Consider the following 21,249-nt stretch of genomic DNA (forward strand, 5'->3'; position numbering starts at 1 on the left):
GGTCCTCCGTGGGCCTCAGGATGCCGCTACGGCTTCATGAGGATCTTGATCGCGCCGTCCTCCTTGCGCTGGAACATCTCGTAGGCGTGCGGCGCCTCGGACAGCGGCACCCGGTGCGTGGCGAAGTCCTCGACGCCGAGCGGGTCCTCGTCGGTGAGGTACGGCATGATCTGATCGCTCCAGCGGCGCACGTTGGCCTGACCCATCCGCATCTGAATCTGCTTGTCGAACAGGGTGAGCAGCGGGAGCGGGTCGGCCATGCCGCCGTAGACGCCGCTGAGGGAGATGGTGCCGCCGCGTCGTACCAGGTCGATCGCCATGTACAGGGCGCCGAGCCGGTCGACGCTGAAGCGTTCCGCGAAGGGTGCGGCGACCGCGCGCGGCATCAGGGCGGTGGCCTGCTGGGCGAGCCGCGCCGCCGCGCTGCCGTGGGCCTCGGTGCCGACGGCGTCGATCACCGCGTCCGGGCCCCGGCCGCCGGTCTCGTCCTTGATGGCGTGGATCAGCGCCTTCTCGTCGTCGAAGGCCCGGAGGTCGTACGTCGTCACGCCGCGCCGGTTCGCCCGCGCGAGCCGCTCGGGCACGAGGTCGATGCCGAAGACCCGTTCGGCGCCGCGTGCCATGGCGATGCGGCAGGCCATGTCTCCGATCGGGCCGAGGCCGAGGACCGCGACGCTGCCGCCGGGCGGGATCGCGGCGTACTCGACGGCCTGCCAGGCGGTGGGCAGCACGTCGGAGAGGTAGACGAAGCGGTCGTCCGGCGGGCCGTCGGGCACCTTCATCGGGCCGAACTGCGCCTGCGGCACCCGCAGATACTCGGCCTGCGCGCCCGGCACGGCGCCGTACAGCCGGGTGTAGCCGAACAGGGCCGCGCCCATCCCCTCGCCGGTGACCTGGGTGGTCTCGCACTGGGTGGGAAGCCCGGAGTCGCACATGAAGCAGTGGCCGCAGGCGATCTGGAACGGCACCACCACCCGGTCGCCGGGCTTCAGGTTGGTGACCTCCGCGCCGACCTCCTCCACGATGCCCATGGGTTCGTGACCGAGGATGTCGCCCGGTGTCATGAACGGGGTGAGCACTTCGTACAGATGCAGGTCCGAGCCGCACAGCCCGCTGGAAGTGATGCGGATGACGGCGTCGGTGGGTTCCTCGATCTTCGGGTCGGGCACATCCTCCACCCGCACGTCCCGCCTGCCCTGCCAGGTGACTGCCTTCATGAGGTCGCGCTCCCTTGGTCGCGTACGTCCGTTTTGCGGTGGCGGCCGGGTACCCGCGTGTCCGGGCGCCGAACCTCCTGGTGGGCACGGTGCGGGCGCCGGACGGGGGCGCAGCGGGTATCACCCGCGTGGGCGCTCGGCCGGACGCGGGACGGCGGACGAGCGATGACGGACGGCGGACGGGGTGGCGAGGGTGCGCGGGAGACGCGTTGTGCGCGGGGGCGGGGTGGCGGCAGGTGTGCCCGTCGCCGTCCTGCCCTCGGGGTGCGGCGGACCCGGCGGACGGCAGGATGAGCACCCGGTACCGACCCCGCCCCCGGCTTTCGCGGCCGCGGGCGGCTCCGCGTCGGGCAGGTGCGCAGCGCCCGCGAGTCCGATCTGGAGCTGCTCGGGCAGGCGCCGGTGCGGCCCGAGTCGCCCGGCGCCTACAACCGGGACAGCGCGCGGGCCGCGCCGCGCAACCTCTATCCGCGCCCCGCGCGCCTGCTGCGTTCCGCTCCGGGTCAGGGCGCGCTGGCCACGGGTTCCGCTACGGCGCGGCGCCCGCCGGGGGCACCGCGGTGGACTCACGGACCGTGCGCTACCCCTCGGCCCGCTTCACCTTCACCTGGGCACCGGTCCCGGCATGGCTGGCTGATCGCGCTGGACGGCACCCCCGCGACCGACACGGACGGCCCCCGGCCCGCGCCGCCGACGGTCGTCGTGCGGTACGTCGGCAGCCCCACCCCTCCACCGAGACTCTCGGCTCCGGGCGGGCGGAGGGGCTGCGCGACGGGCGCTCCTTCGCCGCCGCCTGGTCACGGCCTGCGGCGCGCGGGGGTCACCGCGTCCCGCCCTCGTCGAGCGCCGCCCTCGCCTGTGCCACCAGGCCGTCCGCGCCGCAGGAGCGGGCCAGGTCGAGGCCCCGGTTCAGGTCGGCGGCGGAGCGGGCGAGGATGCCGTACTCGATGCGGGCCGCCGCGTGTTCGTACTGGGAGGGTGATGCCTCCAGATAGGTGACGGCGCGGCGGGCGAGCTGGAGTGCGCGGCTGCCGGTCTCCAGGGCGGCGGCGCAGCGCAGGGCTTCGCCGATGGCGGTGTCCGTGCCGAAGCGCTCGGCCTGCCGGCGGGCGTCGGCGGCGAGCCGTTTGCTGCGGGCCGGGTCCTGACCGGCGAGGGCCCTGGCGAGATCGACCGACCAGGGTGCGAGGACCGGGTTGTGGCCGCCGCGGGAGACGGCGGTCTTCTCGGCGGCCTCCAGCTCGTTGACGCCCTCCTCGGTACGGCCGACGGCGAGCAGCAGCCGGCCGCGCACCGAACGGACGTCGGGCAGCACGATGGTGGACGGGTACGGCGGGGCGAAGCCGTACTGCTCGGCGACCGACCACGCCTCCTGGACCCGGCCGCGGGCCAGCAGCGTGTCGACCAGGCCGCAGGTGGCGGACCAGTGCAGCGGCAGGCGGCGGCCGACCCGTTCGGCCAGGACGAGGGCCTCGCGCAGGGTGGTCTCGGCGTCCCTCAGGCGGCCCTGTCTGCGGTAGGCGAGACCCAGGTAGGCGTTGGCCAGGGAGAGATGGCCGCCGTGCCAGCCGGCGCCGGTGTACACGCGCAGGGCCTCGGCGAACAGGCTCTCGGCGCGGTCGAGCCGGTCGGTGTAGACGTAGGCGCTGCCGAGCATCATCAGCAGCTCGATGCCCCACTCCCGGTCGGTCCAGCCGAGGCCGGGCGCGAGCCGTCCGTTGACGAGGGCCCGGTCGCACAGTTCGACGATCTCGGCGGCGCTCTCGCCGTGCGTCATGGCGTCGAAGCCGCGCAGGATCAGCAGCGCGCGCTCGGTGTTGTCGCGGCCGGTGCAGGTGGCGGCGAGTTCGGCGAGGCTGCGGGAGCGGGCCGGTGCGGCGCTCTCGCCGTGGATGCCCTCCCACATGTACTGGAACGCCTGCAACCGCATCCGCACGGGCCCCGGTTCGTGCCGGGCGGCCTCGGCCTCGACGGTGCGGACGGCCTCCTCCAACTGGTCGTTGTGGAGCAGGGCCTGGGAGAGGCGGACCACGGCGTCGACGCGTTCGCCGCCGTCCAGGCCGCGCATGCCGAGGGCGCTGCGCAGGTGGCCGATGGTGACGGCGGGCGCGGTCAGCAGGGTGGCGCAGCCCAGTTCGTACAGGACGTGGGCGTGGATGTCGGGGCGGGGCGGCTCCTCCAGGGCGCGTTCCAGGCAGACGCGGGCGGCGTCGGGCGCGCCGACGGCGAGGTGTTCGCGGGCGGCCTCGCGCAGCCGCTCGACCAGCCTCTCGTCGGCCTCCGGATGGACCACCAGCAGATGCCGGGCCGCTTCGGCGGCGCCCCGGCCCAGCTCGGTGACGATCTCGGCGGCGACGCCGTGCATGGCGGTGCGCACGCCCGCCGGGATGGAGTTGTAGACGGCGGAGGCGATCAGCGGGTGCACGAACTCCAGGTCGGCGCCGCGGTGTTCGGCGGCCGTGGGGTCGGGCGTGGTGAGGATGCGGGCGGTGCGCAGGAGTTCGGCGCAGTGCCGGGCGTCCTCCTCGTCCATGGTGGCGAGGCGGGCGACGGAGCCGAGGGTGATGCCGGTGCCGAGGACGGCGGCGGCCCAGGCGAACTGGGTGGCCTGGAAGCCGAGTTCTTTGATCCGGTCGACCAGTCCGCCGCCGCGGGCCGCGCGGTTGAGGGCGCGCAGCTCCCCGGCGCGGGCCTCCACCGGTGACAGTTCGCTCTCCTGCACCTTGGCGAGGAGCTCGACGGCGTCGTACGGGTTGCCCGCGGTGACGGCCCAGACCTCGCGGCAGAACGCGTCGTCGGCGTGCCGGCCGAGGGTGGCGCGGGTGAGTCCGGCCGCGGCGTCCGGGGTGAGCGCGCGCAGGTTGTTCACGGGACGGCCCGCGGCCTCGGCGACCGCGTCGAGGAGGCGGGCGCTCTCCCCGCTGACCTCGCCGGGCCTGCGCGCGACCACGACGAGGACGGACAGGTCGTCCAGGCGTTCGGCGAAGGCGGCGAGCCAGCGCAGGGTCTCCTGGTCGGCCCAGTGCGCGTCGTCGATCAGCAGCACGAGCGGCCATTCGCGGCGGGCGAGCCGGCGGACGGCGGCGACGAGGCCGTCGCACACGTACTGCGGGTCGGCGCTCTCCTCCTGCGGTTCGGCTATGCCGAGGGCGGGACCGGCGATGTCGTACCAGTCGCCGAGGTACTCGCGGGCCTCCTCGGGCAGCAGCGACAGCAGCGCGGGCTGGAGCAGTTGCCGTACGACGTTGAAGGGCACGGATCTCAGGGTCTCGGCGCCGCGTGCGTACCACACGGCGCAACCGCGGCCCTCGGCCATACGGCGGGTCTCGGTCAGCAGCGCGGTCTTGCCGAGGCCCGCCTCGCCGCGGAAGACGAGCAGGCCGCCCGCGGAGGACTTGTCGGCGCGCAGCTCCTCGATGGCCCGCGCGACGGTGCCGATCTCCGCGTCCCGCTCCCACAGGGGAGCCGAAGCGGCCGCCGCCGGCCGTCCCTCCGTCATCCCTTTCCCTCCCCAAGGTCGCCCGAATGACGTACAGACCCCGAGCGTAGCCGTCCGGTGGGATATGTGGTGGACGGTCGGGGCAGCTGTTGCACAGCCGAGTGAAAGTCCGGGCGGCCGGGCGACGCGGACCCGCCCCGATCAGCGGTGTCGTCGGCGGACGGAGCGTCAGCAGTGACTCATACGGGGCGCGTTGCGCGCGGACGTACGACACGACGGGCCCCCGGAGCGCGGGCGGTGGCGGCGGGATCGGCCGGGAACTTCGTGGAGTGGTACGAGTTCGCGGTCTACGGCTTCCTCGCGACCGTGCTCGCCGAGCGCTTCTTCACCCCGGCGGGCGGCGGCGCGGTGCAGGGGCTGGTGCGGACGTACGCCTCCTTCGCGCTCGCGTTCTTCTTCCGGCCGCTCGGCGCGCTCCTGTTCGGCCGGCTGGGCGACCGGTACGGGCGGCGGCCGGTGCTGATCGGGGTGGTGGCGCTGATGTCGGGCGCGACGGCGCTGATCGGGGCGCTTCCGACGTACGGCGCGGTGGGGGCCCTCGCGCCCTGGCTGCTCACGCTGCTGCGGATCGTCCAGGGGCTGGCGGCGGGCGGGGAGTTCGGCGGCGCGGTGGCGGTGCTGACGGAGTTCGCCCCGCCGGGGCGGCGCGGAGTGTACGGGGCGTGGCAGTCCTTCACGGTGGCGCTGGGACTGCTGGGCGGCGCGGGGGTCACGGCGGTGACCGCGGCCGTGCTGGGCATGGAGCGGCTCACCGCGTGGGGCTGGCGGCTGCCGTTCCTGCTCGCCGTGCCGCTGGGTCTGCTGGCGCTGTGGCTGCGCACCGGCCTCGCGGAGACGCCGGAGTTCCTGGAGCGGCCCGCGTCTCCTTCCGTGCGGCTCGGCTGGGGTGCGATCGTGCTGGCCGCGGCGCGGGTGACGGGCTGGTCGGCGGCCGGTTACACCTTCCTCGTGGTGCTCCCCTCCTACCTCCAGAGTGCGCTGCACGCCGGGTTCACGCAGGCGCTGGTGGCCGCGGCGGTGGCCAACGCGGGGTTCGCCGCGGCGATCCTGCCGGCGGGGGCGCTCAGCGACCGGGTGGGGCGGCGGCCGGTGCTGCTCGCGGGTGTGGTGCTGGTGGTGGCGGGTGCGCTGCCGGTGCTCGGTCTGCTCCAGGATCCGGGCACCCCGGTCGTGGCGAAGGCTCTCGCCCTGGCCGGTGCCGGCGCGGTGGTGGGCCTGCTGGCGGGCCCCGGCCCGGCCCTGCTCGCGGAGATGTTCCCCTCCCGTGTCCGCTGGACCGGCCTGGGTCTCGCCTACGCGCTGTCCAACGCGGTGTTCTCCGGCTGCGCGGGCCTGTTCATCACGGAGGCGGTGCGCCGGACCGGGAACCCGGACGTGCCGGGCTACTACGCGGCGGCGGCGTGCGCGGTGAGCGGGCTCGCGCTGCTGAAGAGGACACCACAGGAGGGAAGTCGGCGGGATGAGCCACCGAATGCTGCTTCCCCGAGCGCGGGTTGGAGGAAGCGGTGCGGGTGATCGGGCTGATGTCCGGGACGTCGTACGACGCCGTGGACGCGGCGGCCGGTGAACTGCGGCTGACCGGGGACACGTTGACGCTGCGGCCGCTCGGCATGGTCAGCGCGCCGTACGAGGAGCCGCTGCGCGCGGCGCTCGCGCGGGCGATGCCGCCCGCGCAGTGCGGGTTCGACGCGGTGTGCCGCCTGGACACCGGGATCGGGCGGGCGTTCGCGGCGGCGGCGGTGCGGGCGGACCGGGAACTGTGCGCGGGCCGTGCGGAGTTGGTGGCCTCGCATGGGCAGACGGTCTACCACTGGGTGGCGGACGGACGGGTGCGCGGCACCCTGCAGCTCGGGCAGCCCGCGTGGATCGCGGAGGCGACCGGGCTGCCCGTGGTCGCCGACTTCCGGGCACGGGACGTCGCGGCGGGCGGCCAGGGGGCGCCGCTCGTCAGCCTGTTCGACCTGCTGTGGCTGCGGGGCCGGCCGGGCCGCCCGGTGGCGCTGAACATCGGCGGCATCGCCAACCTGACCGCACCGGACGGCACCGCCTTCGACACCGGTCCCGGCTGTGCGCTGCTGGACGCGGCGGTACGGGAGTTCAGCGGCGGACGGCTGGCCTACGACGCGGACGGCGCCCTCGCCGCGCGCGGCCGCCCCGACCCGCGGCTGCTGGCACGGCTGCTCGCGGAGCCGTACTACGCGCGGCCGGCGCCGCGCACCACCGGCAAGGAGCTGTTCCACGCCGGGTATCTGCGGGCCGCCGGCGCCTTCGACGGGGCCCGACCGCAGGACGTCCTCGCCACGCTCGCCCTGCTGACCGCGCGGACGGTCGCGGACGCGGTGCGGTCCGTCGGCGCGAGCGAGGTGATCGGGTCCGGCGGGGGCATGCGCAACCCGGTGCTGGTGCGCCTGCTGCGGGAGCTGCTCGGCCGGGTCCCGCTGCGCTCCTCGGACGAGCTCGGGCTGCCCGCCGCCGCGAAGGAGGCGTACGCCTTCGCCGTCCTCGGCTTCCTCACGGTGCACGGCCTCGCGGGCACCGATCCGCGCAGCACGGGGGCGCGGCGGCCGAGCGTGCTGGGTTCGGTGACACCGGGGCGGCACGGGTTCCCGATGCGGGAGCGCGTGGCGTGTGCGCCGGTGCGGCTGGTGGTGGAGGACGGGGAGGGGGGCCGGACCGGGGCGGCCGAAGAAATCGGGAGGTGAAATGTCCGGGGTCGAGTGATTGGCGACAGATCCTCTCATCACACTTTCACGGTTGCCTCATACGGTGGGCCCATGACGCAGGTGACTCCTCCGGGGTGGTACCCCGACCCCGGTCAGACGCATGACGGTCCGCCCGCCGAGCGCTGGTGGGACGGCGAGGCATGGACGGACCGGATCCGCCCCGCCGGGACGGCCGCGACGTGGGGTCCCCCGACAGCAGCGGCGCCCGGCGGTACGCCCACCCCGCCCGTGGACACGGCCGCGACCACGGACCCGGCGGCGAAGACCGGCCAGGCACCGGACGACGGCAAGGCGTCAAGGACCGGTCAGACCCAGGTCGGCGCCCAGGCACCGGAGACCGGCACGGCGGCGGGTCCGGGCCCGGCGACGCAGGCCGAGGCAGCGGCACAGGCGGACCCGGCGGCACCGACGGACCCTGCCCCGCATGGCGGCCCGGCGGCACCGGCAGGACCCGTGCCGCCCGCCGGTCAAACCCCCCTCGCCGGTCCGGCGCCGGGGACCACTCCCCCGCCCGCCGGCCAGGCTCCCTCCGCCGCCCCCGGCCACGGCTATGGCTACGGCGCCTACCCCGGCCACCAGCCTCCTCCCGGCCAGCCCGGCTACCAGCAGGCCCCCGGCCAGCCCGGTTATCACCAGCAGGCCCCCGGTCAGCCCGGCTACCCGGCGTACACCGGCTACCCCGCCTACCCCGCCCCGCCCCAGCCCCCCGCCCGGAGCGGGCTGCGCACCGGCATAGCCGTCACCGCGGCGGTCGCGGTGCTGGCCTGCATCGGGATCGGGGTGTACGCGCTCACGGACGACGGCGGCGGCCAGGGCGGCGACCGCGCCGGGGCGCAGCACAGCGCGAGCGGCGGGCAGAACGGCGGCGGGTTCGGCGGACCGGGAGGCTCCGGCGGATCCGGCGGCGCCTCGGGCGGCGAGGACGGCTCGGGCGGCTCGGGCGGCCTCGGCGGACCGGGGGGTTCCGACGGTTCGGGCGGCTCCGGCGGTCCCTCGCCCTCGCCCGCGCCCAAGATCAAGGGCGGCGGGACCGTGCCGGACGCGATCGACGGCGTCAGCCTGCCCGTGCCGAAGGGCTGGACCGGGCAGGCGATCAGCGTCGGCGCGCAGGTCACCTCGGACGACTCCTACAAGTGCCCCGGCAACAGCTCCCAGACCTGCACCGCGGGCGGCGCCTACACCGCGCCCGCCGTGGCCCTGGGCACCGACGGCGACACCGCGGAGCAGGTCGCGAAGGCGGATATCGCGGCGAACGCCAAGGAGTCGTACGGCGGCAGCACCTACGGCAGCATCACCTCGCACCGGCAACTGGCCGCGCAGGCGGTGACGGTGGCCGGGCAGAAGGGCTACATGGTGCGCTGGAGGGCCGTCACCAGCAAGGGCGCCGACGGTCTGGTCGAGTCGGTCGCCTTCCCCTCCCCGAACGACTCCCGGCAGATGGTCGTCGTGCGCTTCGGCATCGACGTGGGGCAGGACACCGGGGTCATCGACGAGATCCTGAAGGGCATCAAGGTCTCCTCCGGCGGCGGCAGCGGCCAGAACGTCTGACCCCTCTCCGCCGCCCCCGCACCCTGCCGGGTGCCGAAATGTTCGGCCGGGCGGGGCCCCCTCCGCTCAAGGGGGCCCCACCCGGCCGGGGGTGCGCGCCGCCCCCGTCCCCACGGTGCGGCGCGAGCAGGCCGCCGTTCAGTCATCCCGTGAACGGCGGCCTGGGTCTCATCTCAGTCCGAGCGCGGGCAGCACGGTGGCCTCCACGAACCGGAGCAGGTAGCCGGCGTCGGCGTACTGGCCGCTGAGCACGGGCCGCACGCGCAGCACGCCGAACATCATGGCGGGGACGAACTCCAGCGCGGGATGGTCCGCGGGGATCTCGCCGCGCGCCACGCCGCGGTCGAGGATCTCCTGGAGCGCGGCGATCTCCGGGTGCACCAGCGCCTCGCGCAGCGCCTGGGCCAGCTCCTGGTCCTGGGTCACCGCGGAGCCGAGCGCCTGGAGCAGCTTGGTGTCCTTGCCGGACCAGTCGCCGGCGGCCCGCGCGGCCTGGCGCAGGTCCTCGGCGAGCGACCCGGTGTCGATCCCGGCGAAGCGCACCCGCCCGCGGGCCCGCAGCGCGGCGGCCACGAACTGGGGTTTGTTCTTCCACTGCCGGTAAAGCGTGGACTTGCTGCACCGGGTGCTGGAGGCGACGCCCTCCATGGTCACGGACTCGTAGCCGCACTCCCGGATCTGTTCCAGCACGGCGTCGAAGAACTCCCGCTCACGCTCCGGCGTGATCTTGGAGCGGCGCGAGGCGACGACCGTCTCCGGTCCCTCCGCGGCCTGCGACGTCATGTTCGCGCTTCCCCTCACTCAAGGGCGCCCTCCGCGGGCGCCCTGTGCCCGGATTCCAGTGTGTCGCACTTCAATCGATACGCCAGTGTACCGGTACCCAATCGTATCGGTACACTTGCGTATCGGTACACCAACGTATCGGTACGGACACGTACCAAAGAGGTGCCGCACCGTACCGAAGCGTTGCCACACACGATCGTCAGCGAAGGGGGCCGGGAGATGACTGCGCTCACCGAGCCTGCCGGGGCAAGAACGGGCCCGGACGCCTCCGCGCGGCCGGGTCTCCTGCGCGAGTTCCTGCTCGTCGCGGGACTCTTCCTCGTCTACAAGCTCGGCCGGCAGCTGGCCACCGGCCACACCCTGCGCGCCTTCCACAACGCCCATCACGTCTGGCACCTGGAGCGGGCCCTGCACCTGCCGCGCGAGACCGCCGTCCAGTCGGCGCTGCTCCACGGCGACGTGCTCGTGCGGGCGGCCAACACCTACTACGCGACGGTCCACTTCCCGGCCACGCTCGCCTTCCTGGTCTGGCTCTACCTCCGGCGGCCCGCCCACTACGTCTGGGCCCGCCGGGTCCTCGCGGCGATCACCGCGGCGGCCCTGGTGCTGCCCTTCACGTTCCCGCTGGCCCCGCCGCGCATGCTGACCGGGACCGGCCTCGTGGACACCGCCCGGATCTACGGCCCCTCCGTGTACGGCCCGCCCGCCCACGACCATCTCTCCAACCAGTTCGCCGCGATGCCCTCGCTGCACTTCGGCTGGGCGCTGATGGTGGCGATCGGCCTGATCACGGCCACCCGCTCCCGCTGGCGCTGGCTGTGGCTGCTGCACCCGCTGGTCACCCTGCTGGTGATCGTGGGCACGGCGAACCACTTCTGGCTCGACGCGCTCGCCGCGACCGCCATGCTGGGCATCGCCCTCGCGCTGCTCCGCCCCCCGCACCGCGCCACCACGGCGCCGGGCCCCGGTGCCGGCACCGGCACCGGCACCGGCACCGGCCGGATCGTCCCGCGCCAGCGCCAGCGGGTCCTGGCGGGAGCGGGCCGATGAACCCCGCCGAGCTGCTCGCCGTCGCGCTGTCCCTGGTCTCGGCAGTGGCCTACGCCCTCGCCGCGGTCGCCCAGGAGCGGCTGGCCGCCCGCGACCCCGGCACCGGGCTGCTGCGGCTGCTCGGCACCGGCGCCTGGTGGTCGGCGGTCGGGCTGAACGCGTCGGCGGCGCTGCTGCACGTGGTGGCCCTGAAGTACGGCCCGCTGACCGTCGTACAGCCGCTCGGCGCCCTCACCCTGGTGGCGGCCGTGCCGCTGGGCGCGCGGGCGGCCGGGCGGCGGGTCAGCGCGGTGGAGTGGCGCGGTACGGCGCTCACCCTGCTCGGTCTCGGCGCAGTCCTGGTCACCGCGTCCGGTCCCGCGCCCGCGCGGGTGCTGAGCCTGCCGGAGGCGGTGGCGGTGGCCGGTACGACGGCCGCGCTGATCGGCGCCCTGTCCTGGCCCGGCGCCCGGCCCGGACTGCGGCACGCGACCGCGTCCGGGTTCGCCTCGGGGGTGGCCTCCGCGCTCACCCAGACCGTGACCGTGGCCGCCACCGACCGCTCGGGGCCGGTGCTGAGCACCGAGGTGGTCGTGGTCGCGGTGCTGGTCGCGGCGTTCGCCGTGGGCGGGCTGCTGCTGTCGCAGACCGCCTACCGCGGGGGCCTCGGCGCCCCGCTGGCGGTCGTCACACTGGCCAACCCGGTGGCCGCCGCGCTGATCGGGCTGACCCTGCTCGGACAGGGCCTGACCGGCGGCGCGGGCGGGGTGCTGCTGGCGCTCGCCGGGGCGGTGCTCGCCGCCCGTGGCGTGGTGCTGCTCACCCGCGTCACCGAGCCGCGGGGCGCCGGGGAGCGCGCGGACGGCGAGGAGCCGGACGACCATCCGGTGGCCGCGGTGCTCGCCCTGCGGCCGGGGACCGCGGCGGCCGAACCCGCGCTGCGCCCCCGGCTGCCGGAGCAGCCCGGACGGCCCGAACAGCCGGGGCACCTCACGGCGCTGTGACCGCGGTGCGGGCAGACGTCGGCGGCCGGTGCGCGCGTCTCCGCGTGCCCCGGCCGCCGTCGCCGTATCCCTTGTTCCGCCGTGCTGTGTGCGCTGTGCCGCGTGCCCCCGTACGGGAGGCGGTCAGTTCCAGCCCCGCGAGTCCTGCTTGAGCGCGGTGTCGACGGTCAGCGCCGTCGCGACCACCAGGCTCAGCAGCGGCTCGGGCAGCTGGTAGTGGATCTGGAGGACGTAGTTGTCCGCGGAGGTGAACAGCGTCTTGGCGAGGCCCTCCCAGGTCTTGGTGATCCGGGCCACCTCGTTGTCCGCGTGGTCGACGATCGCGAAGTTCCACGCCCGCCAGTTCTCCGCCTTGATCGCGCCGACCTGCTGGCCGTTCGCGTTCATCGCGAAGTTGATCTTGCCGATCATGTTCTGCTGGACGATCTCGCCGACCTGCGAGCCGTCCGGGCGGGACACGATCACCCGCGACTTGAAGATCTTCGCGGGCCGGGTCAGCAGCAGCTGCGGCTGGCCGTAGGCGTCGCGGATCTCCAGCTTGTGGGTCAGGAACTGGTCCCAGCTGGAGACGAAGCGCAGGATCTTGCGCAGCACGCCCTGCCCGACCTCGGTGACCGAGCCGAGCTCGCGGCCGTTCTGATCCATGACCTTGTACTCGTTGGTCAGCTCGATCAGCTTGGCCTTCTGGTTCACCACCAGCACCGGCTCGGTGAACAGGGTGCCGCCGCCGGGGCCGCCGGCCACGACGCCCGCCTGCTGCTGCACCTGGCGCTGCACCCGTGCGTCGGGAGCGGCCTGCTGCTGCGGGAACTGCTGCTGCGGTGCGGCCTGCTGGGCCTGCTGCTGCGGTATGCCCGGCTGGGCCCCCGCGGCCTGCCGGCCCTGCTGGGTCTGATCGTTCGTGTGCTCGGTCCACTGGCTTCCGTCCCAGTAACGGAGCGTCTGCGGCGCGCCGTGCGGGTCCGGGTACCAGCCTGCCGGGGTGTTTGATTGCGTGGTCACCGGGGCACACTACCCTGCTCTGACCGGTACCTGACCAGCTCGGCGGCAGCGGTGTTCATCGCCCGTTCACTCCGTCGCGAGCGCCGGGTCGCTGACGCCGGGCAGCCCGTTCTCCACGTGCCCGGCGAAGCCGCGCAGGTAGGCCGGGTCGTCCACCGAGGTCACCGTCAGGTCGTACCAGAGGTGGCTGTGCGTGAGGTCCACGGTGTGCCGGACGCTCGCGCCGGGCCGTACGGACACGGTGACCGGGGCGCCCCCGTAGCCGTCGGCTATCTTCAGCCGGGCCGTGCCGGACCCCCGGTTGGTGAGGGTGAGTTCGACGTGGTCGCCGGTGTGCCGGGCGGTCGCCTCGGGGCCCGCCGCCTTGTTGCGTCCCCTGAAGACGCGCAGGAAGCCGTTGGGGCCGTGCACGGTGAGGTCGTACGAGCCTTTGGAGTAGGCCGAGTTCCAGGTGTCGGAGAGCGTCTTGCCGGCCTCGGTGGTGTAGGACCAGGGGCCGTCGGTGCGGTTGCCGGAGGTGACCAGGAAGACCGCGCCCGCCTGCGCCCCCGAGGCGAAGGTGAGGGTGAAGGTGCCGGCCGAGGTGTCCGCCGAACCGTCCACCAGAGGCGCGTACTTCAGCGGGCGGGTGGGCCGGCTGCCGCGCTCCTGCCGGGGCAGCGAGGGGTTCGCGGGCGGCTTGGGCACGTAGTCGGGGTGCCGGTCGTGGTCCGGCGGCAGGTAGCCGGCCGTCGAGGGCAGCGCGACGGGCCCGGCGTCCTTGCGGGAGAAGTCGAAGGCGCTGGTGAGGTCGCCGCACACGGCGCGCCGCCAGGGCGAGATGTTCGGCTCGCGCACGCCGAAGCGCTGCTCGATGAAGCGGATGATCGAGGTGTGGTCGAAGGTCTCGGAGCAGACGTAACCGCCCTTGCTCCAGGGCGAGATCACCAGCATCGGCACCCGCTGGCCGAGACCGTACGGCCCCGCCGTGTATCCGGCGCCGCCCTGGTACAGGTCGGCCGAGGGGTCGACCGTCGACTTGCCCTGGGCTGCGGAGGCGGCCGGGAAGGGCGGCACGACGTGGTCGAAGAAGCCGTCGTTCTCGTCGTAGGTCAGGAACAGGGCGGTCTTCGCCCACACCTCGGGGTTGGAGGTGAGCGCGTCCAGGACCTGGGAGACGTACCAGGCGCCGTAGTTGGCGGGCCAGTTGGGGTGCTCGGTGAACGCCTCGGGGGCGGCGATCCAGGAGACCTGCGGGAGCGTCCCGGCCTTGACGTCCGCCTTCAGCCGGTCGAAGAAGCCCTCGCCCGCCTTGGCGTTCGTGCCGGTGCGGGCCTTGTCGTACAGCGGGTCGCCGGGCCGGGCGTTGCGGTACGCGTCGAAGTAGAGCAGCGAGTTGTCGCCGTAGTTGCCCCGGTAGGCGTCGTCGATCCAGCCCCAGCCGCCGTTCGCGTCCAGGCCGTCGCCGACGTCCTGGTAGATCTTCCAGGACACGCCCGCCTGCTCCAGGCGCTCGGGGTACGTCGTCCAGCCGTAGCCCTTCTCGTCGTTGCCGAGGACCGGGCCGCCGCCTTTGCCGTCGTTCCCGGTGTAACCCGTCCACATGTAGTAGCGGTTGGGGTCGGTGGAGCCGATCAAGGAGCAGTGGTAGGCGTCGCAGACGGTGAAGGCGTCCGCGAGCGCGTAGTGGAAGGGGATGTCCGCGCGGGTCAGGTACGCCATGGTCGTCGCGGACTTGGCCGGTACCCACTTGTCGTACTTGCCGCCGTTGAACGCGGTGTGCCCGTCGTTCCAGCCGTGCGGCAGGTCCTGGATGAAGGCGAGACCGAGGTCGTCGGCGTCCGGGTGGAAGGGCAGGATGTCGCGGGTGCCGTCCGACTGCTGCCAGACGGAGCGGCCGTTCTGGCTGACCGGGCGCGGGTCACCGAAGCCGCGCACGCCCCTCAGCGAACCGAAGTAGTGGTCGAAGGAACGGTTCTCCTGCATCAGGACGACGATGTGCTCGACGTCCTCGACCGATCCGGTGCGGTGGTTCGCGGGCAGGGCGGCCGCGCGCTGGATGCTGCTCGACAGCGCCGTGAACGCCGTCGTGGCGCCCGCGATCTGGAGAAAGCGCCGGCGGTTGACTCCGGTCATGGGGGGTTGGGTCCTCTCGTCCTGACATCCGTGACTGCCGCGCCGAGTGTGCCAAGCGCGGCGAACGTCAGGGAAGGGTGAGGTGACACCTGTGTGAAAGCTGCGGGGCCCGCCAGCGGCGGCCGGACCCCGGATGGCGGCCCTGTGGTGTCAGTCCTCGGGCGGCGGTACGACCGTCAGGTGCGCCGGCGTGGCGCGTTGCCTGCGCGGACGGCGCACCGGGGCGGCGGCCCGGCGGGAGTCGCGCGGGACCAGGGTCAGGCGTCGGCAGCCCAGTTCGCGCAGCGCCTGCGGGGTCTCGTCCACGATCCGGCACTCGCTGGGGCCCCGGCGCGGATCGGGGTGCAGCAGCAGCCGTACGGCCCCGTCGAGCCGGGTGCCGCGCTCGCCGACGGCACGGATCCAGTGCGGCAGGCCCTGCCGGTAGGCCGCCTCCATGAGCGCGTCCTGGGCGATGTCCCGGCGGATGGCCTGGAGTTCGGGATCGTGGCCGTACGCGTCCATGGCGCCCTTGAGCTGGGCCAGCATGGGCAGGCACCAGCCCGCCTCGTGGTCGCCGAGGACGAGCCCGGCGTCCGGGTGGAACAGCACGAACCGCAGGAAGTTGTCCCCCGGCATGGCCGTGGGGTGCGGGCGCGCCCCGCCGAACAGCGTGGCGTAGGCGTCGTTGGCCAGCACCACGTCCCAGCGGTGGTCCACCACCAGGGACGGGAAGGGCACGGCGTCCAGCAGCACGCCGTAGTCCTGTAGGTACGAATGGGTCTCGGAGGTCTCGGGGACGGGCCGCGGCGCCGGCCGCTGCCCTCCTGCCTGATGTGCCATCGGGAGGTCACCCCTCTTGCCTCTGCGGCCTTCACGCGGCGATGTGATCCTGCTTCCCCGCGAGGAGTGATGTCAACTATCGTGGCATTCCAGGCCGGTTGACGGCTGAAATTCGCCACAGTTGTGGCGACACCTGGATGTGGGTTCACGGCACCGGCTAATCTCCGGGAAGTTCACGGCGACCGCCGGTCCCGGTACCGGGCATGCGGAATGCACGGACGCACCTGTCGCCCTTGCTCGAGAGACGTAGGAGTTCTGTCGGTGACGGATGGCTACGAGGATCCGGGCGCCGCGGCGACCGCCCAGCTGCCGGCCGTCGTCGCCCGCGTCACCGCGCTCGCCGAGCGGCTCGGGGTGTCCCAGGCCGAGGTCTTCGACGTCGCGCGGCTCTCGGTCGCCTGCGGGGTGCCCGAGCCGGTGGTCAAGGCCCTGCTCAGCGGGCGTCCGGCGGGCGAACCCGACGTCCAGGCGCGGTTCTTGCAGCGGCTCGGGCTGCTGCGGCGCACCCGGCTGAAGCCGAACGGCCGCAAGTACACCCAGCAGGAGATCGCCGACGGCGCGGGCATGTCCCGGCAGCAGGCCGGCGCCCTGATCAACGGCGACCGGCGGCCCACCATGGAGCACTGCGACGCGTTGCAGCGCTTCTTCCGGGTGCACGCCGGGTTCCTGACGGCGGAGGACCCGGAGGCGCTGGCCGGCGCGCTCCAGCGCACCGAGCAGGAGCTGCTCCAGAAGCTGGCCGACCGGGAGCGGGCCGCGGCCGGGCCCGCCGAGGATCCGCTGGAGCGGCTGCTCCAGGACCACGGGGTGCGCGGAATAGCCTGGCGGGCCGCGCAGTTGCCGACCGACCAGCACCGGGACAAGGTCGCGGAATGGCTGGACATGCTCCTGGAGAGCGTGAAGCGGCCGGAGTCCTGAGGGCGGTCGGGGGCGCGGCGCCGGGGGCGGTTTCGCCCGATTGTCAGTGGTGGGCGGCAAGCTGGTCTGCGTGCGCCGCAGCGCGCGTGACCGTGACGCCTATCCGGGGAGAGCCGACCGATGCCGACCGCCGTCCTGACCGACCATGAGCGCACCGCCGTCCGGGCCTACTTGCGGCTGCTGCACACGGTGCGCGCCGCGTTCGACGGTCCACCGCAGGGGGCGCCGCCCGCCCTGGTGCCGCCCTCGGTGCTCGCCGAGGCGGAGACGGCCCTCGCCGAGGCGGGTCTCGCGGGCAACGAGGAGGAGTTCTTCCGGATGCTGGGCGAGTGGTGCCCGTCGGCCGGCTGAACGGACGGCGGGCGGTGGCCGCCGTCGCCGGGATCCGGCCGCGGTGACGGGGGCCGCCGGGGGCGCGCGGGTGCCGTCGCCGGTCAGGCGGGGTGCGGGATGACGACCGTGGTGGCCACCAGTGCGTCCCCGGCGGCCCAGTGGCCCTCCAGGACCTGGAGGCGGCTACCGCCCACGAGCGGTCCGGGGACCAGGAGTTCGGCGTGCAGGGTGCCGTGCGGAGCGCCGTCGGGGGACGGGCGCAGGGTGATGTCGGCCTCGGAGAAGTCCAGCCAGGCGTGGGTGAGCGGGAACCACGCCTTGTACACCGACTCCTTGGCGCTGAACAGGATCCGGTCCCAGTGCACGGCGGGGTCCTGTTCGGTGAGCCGCCCCAGGCGTGCCGTCTCGGCGGGCAGGAAGACGGAGCCGGCGACGCCGTCGGGCAGCGGGCCGTGCGGTTCGGCGTCGATGCCGATCGAGACGAGGTCGGTGGCCCGGACCAGCGCGGCGGCGCAGTAGCCCTCGCAGTGGGTCATGCTGCCGACGATGCCCGCGGGCCACCGCGGGGCGCCGCGCTCGCCGCTGACCACCGGCGCCGCCGGGACGCCGAGCTTCTCCATGGCACGCCGGGCGCAGCCGCGCACGGCGGCGAACTCGCGGCGCCGCTTGGCCACGGCGCGGGCGACGAGCACCTCCTCCTCCGGGTGGAGCGGGGCGTCCCACAGCGGGTCGTCAGGCAGTGCCTCCACGGCCACGACCGCTTCCGGGAGCAGCTGCTCGATCACCGGCTTCCACCTCCATCGGCAGGATGCGGCGCGCCGTGCCCGGCGTCCCCGAGCGCTTGCGCCACTCGCGGGGGTAGCCCACGGAGACCTCGGTGAAGCGGACCCCGTCGTGCCAGGTGGTGCGGGGGATGTGCAGATGGCCGTAGACCATGGTGGCGACGCGGAACCGGCGGTGCCAGTCGGCGGTCAGCTCGGTGCCGCACCACATGGCGAACTCGGGGTGCCACAGCACTTCGGTGGGGTGCCGGTGCAGCGGGTAGTGGTTGGCCAGTACGGTCGGCAGGTCGCCGGGCAGCGCGGCGAGCCGCTCCTCGGTCCGCGCCACCCGGTCGCGGCACCAGGCCTCGCGGCTCGGGTACGGGTCCGGGTGCAGCAGGTACTCGTCGTTGCAGACGATGCCGGTGCCCTCGGCGTAGGCGAGGCCCTCGGCCTTGGTGGTGCAGCCGGCGGGCAGGAAGCTGTAGTCGTAGCCGAGGAACAGCGGGGCGACGGCGACCGGGCCGCCGGGGCCGTGCCACACCGGGTAGGGGTCCTCGGGGGTGAGGACGCCGAGTTCGCGGCAGACCTGGACCAGGTGCTCGTAGCGGGCGACGCCGCGCAGCTGTACGGAGTCCTTGGGGTGGGTCCACAGGTCGTGGTTGCCGGGGGCCCACAGGACCGTGCGGAAGCGGGCCGCGAGGGTGGCGAGGGTCCAGCGGATGTCCGCCACGGTCTCCGCGATGTCACCGGCGACGATCAGCCAGTCCTCGTCGCCCGTCGGGTGCAGCTGCTCCACGAAGGCCCGGTTCTCCGGGTAGGAGATGTGCAGGTCGCTGATGGCCAGCAACTGGCCGGGACCGGCCGTCGGCTCCACTCCGTGTCCCCCTCCGATCAGCGCATTGTCTGGTCCACAAGAACATAATCACGTGCGCCGTTCAAGAGCCTTTCGGGTCGGCCTATTTGAGGTAGGCCAGACCCGGATGGGCGGCGAGGTAGCCGTCCGTCAGCCGGCGGGCCACGGCCACGGAGTCGACCAGGGGGTGCAGGGCGAAGGCCTTGACCGCGGTGGCCCGTGAGGCGGTCTCGGCGGCGGCGAGCACCTCGCGCTCCACCGCCTTGACCGACGCGACCAGGCCGGCCGCGTGGGCGGGCAGCGGGGCGGCGGACAGGGGGTGGGCGCCGTTGGCGTCCACCAGGCAGGGCACCTCGACGACCGCGTCGGCGTCGAGGCTCGGGAGGGTGCCCTGGTTGCGGACGTTGAGGATGAGGGTCGTACGGGCGTCGCGGGCGATGGCGCGCATCAGGGCGAGGGCCACCTTCTCGTAGCCGCCGGAGAGGTCCTCCTCCTCGCGTTCGCCGGCGCCCGCGGCCTCCCGGTTCTCCGCCATGTACGTGGCCTCGCGCTCGGCGCGGGTGCGGTTCCAGGCGCGCAGCGCGGAGACGTCCGGGCGGCCGGCCTCCGCGTAGAAGCGGGCCTGCTGGTCGCGCAGGAAGGCGCCGCGGGTCCGGTCGGCCTCCTGGTAGGCGCGGACGGTCTCCCGGTTGAAGTAGTAGTAGTGCAGGTACTCGTTGGGGATCGCGCCGAGCGAGCGCAGCCAGTCGGGGCCGAAAAGCCTGCCCTCCTCGAAGGAGCCGAGCAGTGCGGGGTCGGCGAGCAGCCTCGGCAGTTCGTCGCGGCCGCCGATGCGCAGACCCCGGACCCAGCCGAGGTGGTTGAGCCCGGCGTAGTCCACGAAGGCGTCCTGCGGGTCGGCGCCGAGGACGCGGGCGAGCCGTCGGCCGAGGCCGACCGGGGAGTCGCAGATGCCGATGACGCGGTCGCCGAGGTGCCGGGACATCGCCTCGGTGACCAGTCCGGCCGGGTTGGTGAAGTTGATCACCCAGGCGTCGGGGGCGAGGCGGGCCACACGGCGGGCGATGTCCGTGGCGACGGGCACGGTGCGCAGCCCGTAGGCGATGCCGCCCGCGCCGACCGTCTCCTGCCCGAGGACGCCCTCGGCCAGCGCGATCCGCTCGTCCTCCGCCCGGCCCGCAAGGCCGCCGACACGGATCGCGGAGAACACGAAGTCGGCTCCGCGCAGGGCCTCGTCGAGGTCCGTGGTGGTGCTGACGCGGGGTGCGCCGGAGGTCCCGGCGGCCTGCTCGGCGAGGACGCGGGAGACCGCGTGCAGCCGGCCGGCGTCCAGATCGTGCAGGACGACCTCGGTGACCCGGCCCTCGGCGCGGTCGGTCAGCAGCGCGCCGTACACGAGGGGCACGCGGAAGCCGCCACCGCCCAGAATCGTCAGCCTCACGTCCCACGCACCTTTCCCGAGTCCCGTACGCCCTGCCAGGGCACATCATCCCCGCCCGCCGCCTCCCGGCGCACTCCCCCGCCCCTGGCCGGCCCCGGAAGGCGCCGGGACGGCGGACCGGAGTACGCCCCGCCGTCGACCGGAACCGGCACACCGGACGCGCCCCCGTCACCCGGTGGCCGCCGATCCGTGGTTGCATGCGGTTTCCGACCGCACGCAAGTGACTGGAGCCTGATGAAGCGTCAATTCGCCGCGCTCACCGCCTTGGTGGGCGCTCTCGTGTGTGCCGCCCCGAGCGCGTCGGCGTCCGAGCCGGCCCGGTGGACGGCGGCCGGGACGTCGTACACCGACACGCTGGGCGGCGGCCAGGGCCTCGCCAGCCGGGCCGACGGCTCGCTGCTGCACCGCGGCCTGCTGGACATCCCGCTGGATCTGCGGGTCAAGGGCTGGAACCACGTGGGCGATCCGGACATCGCGCGCGGCTACGTCTTCGACGCCTACCAGGGCGCGGACACGGCCACGTCGAAGATGTACGAGGTGACCACGCCGGACGGCAAGCGGTACGACTACGTGCACCCGCTGGACGCGGGCGAGAAGGTGAACAACTCCTTCGCCGCGGTCTCGCCCGACGGGCAGTGGCTGGTCTCCGGCGAATGGGAGGACCAAGACCGGCTCCAGGTGTTCCCCGCGCCGCTGCTCAACCCGGCCACCCCGCGCACCGGCGGGACGCTGGCCCAGGCCGGGCAGATCAGCCTGGACAAGCCGGTCCGCGACATCCAGGGCTGCGACTTCGTGACGGCCACCCGGCTGGTGTGCGCGTCCGACGACGGCTCGGGCGAGCTGTTCCCGCAGAGCAGGCCGCTCCTCCAGGTCGACCTGCCGCACCCGCTGGACGGCAGGCCGGTCACCGGCCGCGTCTCCAGCCTCTTCGGGCTCCCCCAGCGGAGCGTGTGCAAGGGCACGTTCGAGGCCGAGGGCGTCGACTACGACCCGGCGACACACACCCTGCGCACCGAGGTGGTCGCACCGGGCGTGTGCGCGGTGGCGACGACCGTGTACGCGTACCAGCTGGATTGAAGGACCGCGGGTCGGCGGGCGGCGGGGCGCAGAGCCCTTCCGCCCTCTGCGGCCAGGAGCCCGGCACCAGCGGGTCTGCCGTACCTTCGCGGCGCTCCGCACCGCCTCGCACGCCCCCAGA

17 protein-coding genes and 1 pseudogene are annotated in these 21,249 nt (G+C 74.1%); 9 read left to right on the top strand and 9 right to left on the bottom strand.

The window, feature by feature from the left end; genetic code table 11:
- Window positions 1-26 precede the first annotated feature (26 nt).
- A complete protein-coding gene (locus ACZ7EC_RS04390) occupies window positions 27-1,217 on the bottom strand; it encodes a zinc-dependent alcohol dehydrogenase (protein WP_471057682.1) in 1,191 nt (396 codons plus the stop codon).
- 820 nt (window positions 1,218-2,037) lie between these two features.
- The gene (locus tag ACZ7EC_RS04395) at window positions 2,038-4,716 is read right to left on the bottom strand and encodes an ATP-binding protein (protein WP_471057684.1); all 2,679 of its coding nucleotides are present in this window, start codon (window positions 4,714-4,716) and stop codon (window positions 2,038-2,040) included.
- A 237-nt stretch (window positions 4,717-4,953) separates the two neighbouring features.
- Between ACZ7EC_RS04395 and ACZ7EC_RS04400 the strand changes: the two genes are divergently transcribed.
- The 4 genes and pseudogenes from ACZ7EC_RS04400 to ACZ7EC_RS04415 all read left to right on the top strand — a co-directional run bounded on the left by ACZ7EC_RS04400 (window position 4,954) and on the right by ACZ7EC_RS04415 (window position 8,987).
- A complete protein-coding gene (locus ACZ7EC_RS04400) occupies window positions 4,954-6,231 on the top strand; it encodes an MFS transporter (RefSeq protein WP_471057687.1) in 1,278 nt (425 codons plus the stop codon).
- Window positions 6,222-7,418 (top strand): anhydro-N-acetylmuramic acid kinase, encoded by a 1,197-nt coding sequence (locus ACZ7EC_RS04405; protein ID WP_471057690.1) that lies wholly within the window; start codon window positions 6,222-6,224, stop codon window positions 7,416-7,418. The genes ACZ7EC_RS04400 and ACZ7EC_RS04405 overlap by 10 nt, the downstream gene beginning before the upstream one ends.
- 72 nt (window positions 7,419-7,490) lie before the next feature.
- A pseudogene (locus ACZ7EC_RS04410) lies at window positions 7,491-7,571 on the top strand (hypothetical protein); the annotation flags it as partial.
- Between the two features lie 321 nt (window positions 7,572-7,892).
- Window positions 7,893-8,987, top strand: coding sequence for a hypothetical protein (locus ACZ7EC_RS04415; RefSeq protein WP_471057892.1), 1,095 nt, complete (start codon window positions 7,893-7,895; stop codon window positions 8,985-8,987).
- A gap of 168 nt (window positions 8,988-9,155) precedes the next feature.
- Here ACZ7EC_RS04415 and ACZ7EC_RS04420 read toward each other — a convergent pair whose 3' ends face one another.
- A complete protein-coding gene (locus tag ACZ7EC_RS04420; RefSeq protein ID WP_471057693.1) occupies window positions 9,156-9,770 on the bottom strand; it encodes a TetR/AcrR family transcriptional regulator in 615 nt (204 codons plus the stop codon).
- A gap of 219 nt (window positions 9,771-9,989) precedes the next feature.
- Between ACZ7EC_RS04420 and ACZ7EC_RS04425 the strand changes: the two genes are divergently transcribed.
- Entirely contained in the window at window positions 9,990-10,820 is an 831-nt protein-coding gene (locus ACZ7EC_RS04425; RefSeq protein WP_471057696.1) for a phosphatase PAP2 family protein, read from the top strand.
- On the top strand, window positions 10,817-11,803 hold the full coding sequence (locus tag ACZ7EC_RS04430; RefSeq protein WP_471057699.1) for a DMT family protein: 987 nt from the start codon (window positions 10,817-10,819) through the stop codon (window positions 11,801-11,803). Before ACZ7EC_RS04425 ends, ACZ7EC_RS04430 begins: the two co-directional genes overlap by 4 nt.
- Window positions 11,804-11,926: 123 nt before the next feature.
- Here ACZ7EC_RS04430 and ACZ7EC_RS04435 read toward each other — a convergent pair whose 3' ends face one another.
- From ACZ7EC_RS04435 to ACZ7EC_RS04445, 3 genes are all read right to left on the bottom strand, one after another.
- Window positions 11,927-12,805: an LURP-one-related family protein gene (locus ACZ7EC_RS04435; RefSeq protein WP_471057702.1), complete on the bottom strand. Its 879-nt coding sequence runs from the start codon at window positions 12,803-12,805 to the stop codon at window positions 11,927-11,929.
- A gap of 66 nt (window positions 12,806-12,871) precedes the next feature.
- Window positions 12,872-14,920 carry a phosphocholine-specific phospholipase C gene (locus ACZ7EC_RS04440; RefSeq protein ID WP_471057705.1) on the bottom strand — a complete coding sequence of 683 codons (2,049 nt, stop codon included), beginning with the start codon at window positions 14,918-14,920 and terminating at the stop codon, window positions 12,872-12,874.
- 150 nt (window positions 14,921-15,070) lie between these two features.
- Window positions 15,071-15,742, bottom strand: coding sequence for an MmyB family transcriptional regulator (locus tag ACZ7EC_RS04445; RefSeq protein ID WP_471057708.1), 672 nt, complete (start codon window positions 15,740-15,742; stop codon window positions 15,071-15,073).
- Window positions 15,743-16,003: 261 nt separating this feature from the next.
- Between ACZ7EC_RS04445 and ACZ7EC_RS04450 the strand changes: the two genes are divergently transcribed.
- Window positions 16,004-16,660, top strand: a complete 657-nt coding sequence (locus ACZ7EC_RS04450; protein WP_397983013.1) for a helix-turn-helix domain-containing protein — start codon at window positions 16,004-16,006, stop codon at window positions 16,658-16,660.
- Window positions 16,661-16,780: 120 nt separating this feature from the next.
- Entirely contained in the window at window positions 16,781-17,011 is a 231-nt protein-coding gene (locus ACZ7EC_RS04455; RefSeq protein ID WP_471057711.1) for a hypothetical protein, read from the top strand.
- 83 nt (window positions 17,012-17,094) lie between these two features.
- Here the strand turns inward: ACZ7EC_RS04455 and ACZ7EC_RS04460 are convergent, their stop codons facing one another.
- The 3 genes from ACZ7EC_RS04460 to ACZ7EC_RS04470 form a co-directional block, all read right to left on the bottom strand.
- Window positions 17,095-17,778 carry a 4'-phosphopantetheinyl transferase family protein gene (locus tag ACZ7EC_RS04460; RefSeq protein ID WP_471057714.1) on the bottom strand — a complete coding sequence of 228 codons (684 nt, stop codon included), beginning with the start codon at window positions 17,776-17,778 and terminating at the stop codon, window positions 17,095-17,097.
- Window positions 17,726-18,631 carry a metallophosphoesterase family protein gene (locus ACZ7EC_RS04465; protein ID WP_471057717.1) on the bottom strand — a complete coding sequence of 302 codons (906 nt, stop codon included), beginning with the start codon at window positions 18,629-18,631 and terminating at the stop codon, window positions 17,726-17,728. The genes ACZ7EC_RS04460 and ACZ7EC_RS04465 overlap by 53 nt, the downstream gene beginning before the upstream one ends.
- Before the next feature lie 82 nt (window positions 18,632-18,713).
- Window positions 18,714-20,051 carry a 6-phospho-beta-glucosidase gene (locus tag ACZ7EC_RS04470; RefSeq protein ID WP_471057720.1) on the bottom strand — a complete coding sequence of 446 codons (1,338 nt, stop codon included), beginning with the start codon at window positions 20,049-20,051 and terminating at the stop codon, window positions 18,714-18,716.
- 234 nt (window positions 20,052-20,285) lie between these two features.
- Here ACZ7EC_RS04470 and ACZ7EC_RS04475 point away from each other — a divergent pair, with 234 nt between their 5' ends.
- Window positions 20,286-21,128, top strand: coding sequence for a hypothetical protein (locus ACZ7EC_RS04475; RefSeq protein ID WP_471057723.1), 843 nt, complete (start codon window positions 20,286-20,288; stop codon window positions 21,126-21,128).
- Window positions 21,129-21,249 lie beyond the last annotated feature (121 nt).

Source organism: Streptomyces sp. NPDC037203, assembly GCF_055605065.1.

Bases quoted from the DNA above. Each gene is read 5' to 3' on its own strand.
- ACZ7EC_RS04445 (WP_471057708.1), bottom strand. From the start codon at position 15,742: ATGGCACATCAGGCAGGAGGGCAGCGGCCGGCGCCGCGGCCCGTCCCC.
- ACZ7EC_RS04425 (WP_471057696.1), top strand. From the start codon at position 9,990: ATGACTGCGCTCACCGAGCCTGCCGGGGCAAGAACGGGCCCGGACGCC.
- ACZ7EC_RS04395 (WP_471057684.1), bottom strand. From the start codon at position 4,716: ATGACGGAGGGACGGCCGGCGGCGGCCGCTTCGGCTCCCCTGTGGGAG.
- ACZ7EC_RS04455 (WP_471057711.1), top strand. From the start codon at position 16,781: ATGCCGACCGCCGTCCTGACCGACCATGAGCGCACCGCCGTCCGGGCC.
- ACZ7EC_RS04430 (WP_471057699.1), top strand. From the start codon at position 10,817: ATGAACCCCGCCGAGCTGCTCGCCGTCGCGCTGTCCCTGGTCTCGGCA.
- ACZ7EC_RS04390 (WP_471057682.1), bottom strand. From the start codon at position 1,217: ATGAAGGCAGTCACCTGGCAGGGCAGGCGGGACGTGCGGGTGGAGGAT.
- ACZ7EC_RS04440 (WP_471057705.1), bottom strand. From the start codon at position 14,920: ATGACCGGAGTCAACCGCCGGCGCTTTCTCCAGATCGCGGGCGCCACG.
- ACZ7EC_RS04475 (WP_471057723.1), top strand. From the start codon at position 20,286: ATGAAGCGTCAATTCGCCGCGCTCACCGCCTTGGTGGGCGCTCTCGTG.
- ACZ7EC_RS04420 (WP_471057693.1), bottom strand. From the start codon at position 9,770: ATGACGTCGCAGGCCGCGGAGGGACCGGAGACGGTCGTCGCCTCGCGC.